The 6446-nt window shown below is 43.1% G+C and carries 7 protein-coding genes and 1 riboswitch; of the genes, 5 read left to right on the top strand and 2 right to left on the bottom strand.

The genetic code is table 11. The annotated features are described in order from the left end of the window. Window positions 1–11: 11 nt before the first annotated feature. Both LKE01_RS02965 and LKE01_RS02960 read right to left on the bottom strand, forming a co-directional pair. Complete coding sequence (locus LKE01_RS02965; RefSeq protein ID WP_054769895.1) at window positions 12–392, bottom strand: DUF1634 domain-containing protein; 381 nt, start codon at window positions 390–392, stop codon at window positions 12–14. Beyond that, entirely contained in the window at window positions 393–1229 is an 837-nt protein-coding gene (locus tag LKE01_RS02960) for a sulfite exporter TauE/SafE family protein (protein ID WP_054769896.1), read from the bottom strand. 155 nt (window positions 1230–1384) lie between these two features. On the opposite strand from LKE01_RS02960, the gene LKE01_RS02955 reads away from it, so the two are divergent. The 5 genes from LKE01_RS02955 (at window position 1385) to LKE01_RS02935 (ending at window position 6399) form a co-directional block, all read left to right on the top strand. Further along, complete coding sequence (locus LKE01_RS02955; protein WP_225364692.1) at window positions 1385–2077, top strand: phosphatase PAP2 family protein; 693 nt, start codon at window positions 1385–1387, stop codon at window positions 2075–2077. Window positions 2078–2122: 45 nt separating this feature from the next. Further along, window positions 2123–2644, top strand: coding sequence for a GNAT family N-acetyltransferase (locus tag LKE01_RS02950; RefSeq protein ID WP_225364725.1), 522 nt, complete (start codon window positions 2123–2125; stop codon window positions 2642–2644). Between the two features lie 84 nt (window positions 2645–2728). Then, window positions 2729–2901, top strand: a riboswitch (Lysine riboswitch). A 92-nt stretch (window positions 2902–2993) separates the two neighbouring features. Next, window positions 2994–4478 carry an amino acid permease gene (locus tag LKE01_RS02945; protein WP_056983259.1) on the top strand — a complete coding sequence of 495 codons (1485 nt, stop codon included), beginning with the start codon at window positions 2994–2996 and terminating at the stop codon, window positions 4476–4478. A gap of 135 nt (window positions 4479–4613) precedes the next feature. After that, entirely contained in the window at window positions 4614–5654 is a 1041-nt protein-coding gene (locus tag LKE01_RS02940; RefSeq protein ID WP_056983257.1) for a tagatose 1,6-diphosphate aldolase, read from the top strand. A gap of 106 nt (window positions 5655–5760) precedes the next feature. Next, complete coding sequence (locus LKE01_RS02935; RefSeq protein WP_056983255.1) at window positions 5761–6399, top strand: deoxynucleoside kinase; 639 nt, start codon at window positions 5761–5763, stop codon at window positions 6397–6399. Window positions 6400–6446: the final 47 nt, after the last annotated feature.

The following is a 6446-nucleotide window of genomic DNA, read 5'->3' as shown; positions in this document are numbered from 1 at the left end:
ATACAGTATTTTTATCTGAATATTCCAAATACAAAGCTGATTCCCAGAATGATCAAAACAATCGTTGTAATGACCACGTATAAATGGTCACCTTCTTGATGGAATGAGTAGATTGAAACGACAACTCGCAACACGGGTGTCAGGATTAGCAGAAAGATTCCCAGCATCATGATGGCGTAGGGTCTCAATTGCACAATCCCAATCCAAATGTCTGTGAAGTCGGTTGGAAAAGCGTTGTTGGGGTAGCCACCGTTTCCTTTGACGATTAATAGCAGCAGGCCAATCAACATGACGGTTGCTGAAATCATGACCCCCAGTCGGAGAATTTTGCCAATGATGAGTTGGACGTCGGCCATTTCCTCGTTTGTTTGTTTATTAGAATTGTTAGCCATTTATCTGATCCCCTTCATGAACATTTCGATTCCAATGTAAAATAAAATGGGTACAAAAATCATTCGAATAGAACGGGCTGACATGTCACGCATGATCCGTGAACCAATTCTGGCACCAACCAGGATTCCCAATGCGAGGGGCACCGCAATCATTGGCTTAATGGAACCGTTGAAGAAGTAGACAGTTGCACTTGCCGCAGCCGTCACGCCCATCATCAGATTACTTGTAGAAGTAGAGGGCTTAAGCGGCATTTTCATGACGGTGTCCATTGCCATGACTTTAAATGCGCCAGAACCGATTCCCAGTAAACCACTGGCAATTCCGGCACCGTACATCACGGCCAGACCACCGGGGATGTGTTCAACTTCATAGTTGATTGTTTTCCCCTCAACGTTGTCGAAGTAGCTGCTGTCCAGCTTGAACTTGGCGGACATCTTATCGGGATGAGCCCGGTGCAGGACTTCTTGGTGACTGATTAATTTGCGAATCATATTGTACCCGGAGAATAATAGCAGTAACCCAAACAATATGTACAAATATTTGGGATCAATGACGCCGGTTAGCAAGGCGCCACTCAAAGCTCCAAGGGTCGTAGCAATTTCAAGAAACATTGCAACTCGCAAATTGAGCACTTTATCGTTCAGATAAGCAATGGTGGCACCGGAACTGGTGGCAATGACAGCGATGATACTGGCACCAATCGCGTATTTAATATCAACCCCCATCAGCAAGGTTAAAATCGGGGTTAAAATGATTCCACCGCCCAAACCGAGGATTGCGCCGGCAAATCCAGCAAATATCCCGATCCCAATCATCAATAATGCATAATTTATCAAGTTTTTCACTCCCTATAATTGCAGATACCAACTCACAAAATTATACTCTTTCTGCAAATAATTAAAAGATGGCTAAAAAACTTCAGAAACCAAAAACCAGGTTTCCGATTTGTGATATACTCGTTTTTGAGTAATACATACGAGAGGTTGTTGAAATGATGTACGGAAACGAAGACTACATGCTCATGGAACGAGATCCAAACCGGTTAATCAAATTGATTGTTAGTTTGTGTTTTACGGGTTTGCTATCGGTTTCGGTGGCATTCAATTTTGATTATTTGCAATTTTTAGATTCAGTTTTTACAACTGCTATCCAAGGCTCTTCACCAACGCCAGGTCTTGAACATTTTTATTCAATCGTCAGTTTTCTATCTAGTCCGGTAATGGACGGATTCTGGGTCTTTATTGCTGCTTTTTTCCTTTGGGGATTTAAGTACAAAGTACCTGCTTTATGGGCTTTAGTCACAATTTCCGGTGGCGGGATTATTGATGGCGTTGTTAAGCAGCTGGTTCGACGTCATCGACCACCGCTGCATTTGGGCGTCGACAGTGGCTACAGCTTTCCAAGCGGGCATGTCCTGGGAATTTTCTTGGTGGCTGCCATTCTGTGGATCATTGTGCTGCCATTAATTGAACGCCGGTGGATTCGACTCATTATCAAGGCGCTGTTAATTGTTGTGTTGGGACTGGTCATGCTTTCAAGAGTTTATTTGAATGCCCATTTTCCAACTGACACATTGGGTGCCTGCCTTGTCGGCTATTCTTGGCTATTGGTGGCCGAAATGCTTTACGCCAGTTATGCGCCACAGGTTGCCAGGTACCGATTTGTTGTTCACACAAAGATATAGTTTTGAAATGCCGGGGATGATCCTTGGCATTTTTTATAAGGAGAAGTGAGGTTTGTGATAAAGCTGCCAATAAGGACCAGGCGAATTTCCATTACCCACATGTCGGCCGCTGATTTAAAAGACTATGAAAAGTTGATTTCACAACCGGAGATTGCGGCGGGGGCGGGGTTTAATTTGGTTAGTAACCAAAAGATGCTCACCGAAGTGGCCAAACGCCAAATTTCCCATCCCATGACGTTGGGGCTGCGGATTCATGATCATTTGGCTGGCGCCATCTTGCTGTACGAGCAGATTGATCAAAACGGCTTTCCGGATGAGGCTAATCTTGAAATGAGCTATTTCCTTGATCCTGTTTATTGGAACCAGGGCTTCATGACCGAAGCAGCTGATCAGTTAACCCAGGTGCTTAAACATGACCCAACCGTTAAAACGGTCAATGCGGAAGTGTTTACGGATAATCTCGCCTCAAAAGCCCTGCTGAACCGTTTGGGCTTTGAGATGACGACGACCGTGACTGATCCGATTATCGGCCGAAAGAAGGCAATCTTTAAGCTGAATCTGGCATAGGAAAGTGGTTCAGGTTTGTCAATTTATCTCAAGTGAGTTACAATTTTTATTGTTAAAGTTATTTATAAACTAAATCAATCAATATATTCGAGTAGAGGCGCATTCATCAACAGTATATTTCAGGAACTTGAAGGAAGTTATGACTGGAGTAAAAAGGGATGAGTGCCGAAACCGACAATTGCCTTCCAATTGTCGGTTGGGTCCCAGCTTAAGAGGCTGGGGACTGTCGCGGGAATCCGCGGAGAGCTATCAAGATGTTGAGAAACGTACATTGTCTCTTTCAATATTTTGAAAGGGATTTTTTTGTAGGTTGAGATTGGTTTAAAAAATTTATATAGGAGACGAAACAATGAACGAAAACGAGAGCCAAGAATCAAACGGACAGGTTAAGCGGGGACTAAAAGCCCGCCACGTGTCTATGATTGCCCTGGGTGGGTGTATTGGAACCGGGCTTTTCGTAGCCAGTGGTTCCGCAATCAGTCAGGCGGGTCCTGGTGGCGCGTTGACTGCATATGTATTGATGGGCCTCATGGTGTACTTCCTGATGACCAGCCTTGGTGAAATGGCCACAAATATGCCGATTTCAGGGTCGTTTGCCGCATACTCATCCAAATACGTTGATCCGGCCTTGGGATTCGCAATGGGCTGGAATTATTGGTTTAATTGGGCGATTACGGTTGCCGTGGATATTAGTACCGCAGCGCTGGTTATGAAATTTTGGCTGCCGAACGTCCCGGCATGGATCTGGAGTGCCATTGCATTGGCCATTATTTTCCTAATCAATGCGATGTCTGTCAGCACGTTTGGTGAAACTGAGTTTTGGATGTCAGCCATCAAAGTTGTCACAATTATCATATTCTTAGCGGTTGGTGCCCTGACAATTTTCGGTATTATGGGCGGCCACTTTGTTGGGATGCGAAACTTTTCAATTAAGCATGCACCATTTGTTGGTGGGTTCCCAGCCATTCTAAGCGTGTTCGTTGTTGCCGGGTTCTCATTTCAGGGAACCGAGTTGGTTGGAATCACTGCCGGTGAATCACAAGATCCCCAACACAGTGTTCCCAAGGCAATTAACGAAGTCTTTTGGCGAATTATTTTATTCTATATTTTAACGATCTTTGTGATTGCAGCTATCATTCCTTATACCAGTCATTCATTACTGGGTTCCAGTGCGACTGATATTGCCATCAGTCCCTTTACCCTTGTTTTCCAAAGAGCAGGTCTTGCGGCAGCTGCCAGTGTCATGAACGCGGTTATTTTGACATCGGTAATCTCATCTGCCAATTCAGGGATGTACGCTTCAACTCGAATGTTATACTCACTGTCCAACAGTGGCTACGCACCTAAAGCATTGGGGAAGACGGCACCCAACGGAATTCCTTATTATTCGTTGTTGGTAACAACCTTTGTCTCTCTATTGACGTTTATTTCAAGTATTGCCGGACCAAAGATTTACATGTGGCTGGTTGCCGCTTCCGGTTTAACCGGCTTTATCGCCTGGTTCGGAATTGCCATTTCCCACTACCGATTTAGAAGAGCCTTCGTCAAGCAGGGACACAGTATCAGTGAATTGAAGTACCATGCCAAGCTGTTTCCGTTTGGCCCGGTTCTTTGTCTGATCTTATGTATCCTGGTCATTGTGGGTCAGAATCCACAAGCCTTTATGAACTTTGATTGGAAACAGGTTCTGGTTACTTACATGAGTGTTCCTCTGGTACTGGTTTTATACATCTGGTATAAGATCAAGCATCACACGAAAATTATTCCTTTGGATAAGGTTGACGTTTCCCCAGCTCATGAAGATGAAAACCTTTCAAAATTGAACAATAAGTAATATATCAATTTGAAATTGGTCTATCCGTTCGGGTAGATCAATTTTGTTATTTATTGCCATAAAGCTTGATATTAGATATGAATATTTGGTACAATTTCACCAATTGGTATATTTAAAATATGAGGTGAGCTAAAAATGAAAAAAGTCATTTCCAAAGGCAAATTTGAAAGAATGAACAAATTGTCCAATGATCAGAATATTATTGATGCATTGGCTCTGGACCAGCGTGGATCACTTGTTAACGGTATGAAAAAAGCATCCGAAAAATACGGAAAGCTTTTCAGCATGCAGCTGGTTTATGATTTTAAAGAAATTGTTTCAGAAGTTCTCAGTCCACTGAGCTCTGCGGTTTTGCTCGATGAACAAATGGGATTTAAAGGGATTCAAGCCAAATCAAAAGACACCGGCTTAATCATGTCATATGAAAAGACTGGCTATGACGCTGATACACCTGGACGCCTACCAAGCTTAATTCCCAATCAATCCGCGCAGATGATGGTTGAAAATGGTGCTGACGCGCTGAAGGTGTTGATTTACTACAATCCCAACGATCCTGACGAAATCAACGATGTCAAAAAAGCATTTGCCGAACGTTACGGAACTGAAGGACTTGCCGCAGAAACACCAACCTTTTTGGAAATTGTGACTTACGATGACCGTTATGACAGTAAGTCGTTGGATTTCGCCAAGATTAAGCCGGATCTGGTTCTCCAGTCGATGATGGAATTCACCAAAGAGAAGTATCATATTGATGTTTTGAAGATGGAAATTCCATTTAACCCAACTTATATCAAAGAGTGGACTGATGGGGATGAGTATGCTTATACCGAGGAGCAGGCAAAGGGCTACCTTAAAGAACTAAGCGATGAAGCAACCCGACCATTTATCTTCTTGAGTGCCGGGGTGCCAACGCCGGTTTTCCAACGTGAACTTAAACTGGCCGGCGATTCGGGTGCCAAGTTTAGTGGCGTGTTAAGCGGCCGGGCAACTTGGCTTGAAGGAGTCGATATTTACATTCGTGATGGTAAGGATGGCCTGATCGACTGGCTGAAAAACAAGGGTACCAGGAACGTGACCGAGCTGACCAAAATTTTGTCCGAGAATGCCACACCGTGGTTTGAAGCCTATGGTGGTTTGGACAACATTCAAGTGGTTGATACCTCAATGGTAAAATAATTTACACAATATGTTGCACCCAACTTCTCCAACTAGTACAATATGTAGCGTTGATAAAATATTGTGTGTCCAGGTAGACACATGCTTAAACGTTAGGGGAATGACTATGCTTGTACTTGCTGGAACGATTGGTGCCGGAAAAACTTCATTAACAAAGATGCTTTCAGATCATCTGGGGACACCGGCTTATTATGAATCTGTTGAAAATAACCGCATCTTGCCGTTGTTTTACAAAGATCCCAAGAAATATGCTTTTTTGCTCCAGATTGATTTCTTGAACCGCCGGATGGATGACATCAAAAAAGCTTGGAAGAACAGTGAGAGTGTCCTCGACCGTTCAATTTTTGAAGACTCACTTTTATTTCATTTAAACGCTGATCTCGGCCGGGCAACCAAGACGGAAGTCGGTATTTATGATTCACTGCTTCAAAACATGATGCAGGAAATTTCCACCAGTGAACACAGCAAAAATCCCGATCTTTTGATTCATATCAATATTTCTTTTGAAACCATGCTACGCCGCATTCAAAAACGTGGCCGTTCATTTGAACAAATTGATAATGACCCTGATTTGTATCAGTATTACAGAGATTTGAATAATCGCTATCAAAAGTGGTATCAGGAATACGACAAATCACCCAAGATTCAAATTGATGGTGATAAGTTTGACTTTGTTGAAAATGACGGCGATAAAAACAAAGTGATCGATATGATTGATGAGAAAGTTGAAAAGCTGGCGATTTAATCACAACCAAGCTTGTGATTTTTGCCCTGATTGGTTATAATCAGATT

Source organism: Lentilactobacillus kefiri, from assembly GCF_007989105.1.
Taxonomy (GTDB): Bacteria; Bacillota; Bacilli; order Lactobacillales; family Lactobacillaceae; genus Lentilactobacillus; species Lentilactobacillus kefiri.
Note: the sequence above shows the minus strand (reverse complement) of the source record. Positions and strands in the feature narration are given on the sequence as shown.